Below are 1,186 nucleotides of genomic sequence, written 5' to 3' on the forward strand. Positions count from 1 at the left end.
TTCAGTTATATATTTCTTGAAGTCTGGATATTGAGATACAGTTTGGCAGGTAGGGGTGAGTAGTTGATTAATTAAAGATACATTTGTAATTACTTCGTTACAAGGACCATAGAATGTAACTTTTAGCTTTGAATTCGGGGGAACTTTGAATACGATAGGGATTTTTTTCATTAAATAAACTCCTTACATAACAGAGGTTATATGTTTATTTCCTTTTAATTAGGAAGACATATTAATATAATATGTAATTTTTATTGTAGTTGATTATTACATATACTGTATGAGTTGATGTAATTTCTATTACGTATCAAAATAGTGTTGTGAAAAAATATATATCATGTTTATAAAAAGCTTAAAAACAGACTAATATGAGGGAATAAGCGTTAATTAACTTGTCTTTATATAATAAATTGTAAAAAGGCAGCTTTTTTTAGCTGCCTTTTTACAGGGAGATTGAAAAATMTTGGAGGTCAKTYATGAGTMTAAGCAAAAATTGCTTATATGTAGTATGTACATTATTTATAGTTTTATCCCAATACTTAGTATGAAATAAACGCAAGTTTATCGTTTACAAATGAAAAAAAGAAGGACTTATTTATTATGGATAAAAAGAAATTATTTAGTTTTAAAAAATGATGAAAATATATTTATTTGTCTTATAGAAGCTTGCTATTAGGCGTATGGGTCTAGCAATAAAACAAGCTTTGAATAAGATAATAAAAAGGAGTTGATTAGTAATGGGTTATATTGTAGATATTTCGAAATGGAATGGAAATATTAATTGGGATATTGCAGCGTCTCAGCTAGATTTAGTTATTGCTAGAGTTCAAGATGGTTCGAATACGGTCGATTTTATGTATCAAGGTTATGTGAAAGAAATGAAGAAACGTAGTATTCCATTTGGGAATTATGCATTTTGCCGTTTTATATCTATTTCAGATGCAAAAAAAGAAGCGCAAGATTTTTGGAATCGTGGCGATAAAAACGCTAAATTTTGGGTGGCAGATGTAGAAGTTCAAACAATGGTAGATATGCAAGGCGGGACTCAAGCATTTATTGATGAATTACGCCGATTAGGTGCAAAAAAAATTGGTTTATATGTAGGACATCACACGTATGTATCATTTGGAGCTCGCAATATTGATGCTGATTTTATTTGGATTCCTCGTTATGGAGGGAATAAACC

The 1,186-nt window shown here is 29.6% G+C and carries 2 protein-coding genes; one reads left to right on the plus strand and one right to left on the minus strand.

The window, feature by feature from the left end:
* Positions 1-171: hypothetical protein (locus AC1DJR_RS30510; RefSeq protein WP_477004313.1), on the minus strand; the 171-nt coding region annotated here is incomplete at its 3' end.
* A gap of 566 nt (positions 172-737) precedes the next feature.
* Between AC1DJR_RS30510 and AC1DJR_RS30515 the strand changes: the two genes are divergently transcribed.
* Positions 738-1,186, plus strand: a 449-nt coding sequence (locus AC1DJR_RS30515; protein WP_477004312.1) for a glycoside hydrolase family 25 protein, incomplete at its 3' end; no start/stop codon positions are given.

Source organism: Bacillus sp. 05T31 (genome assembly GCF_056396725.1).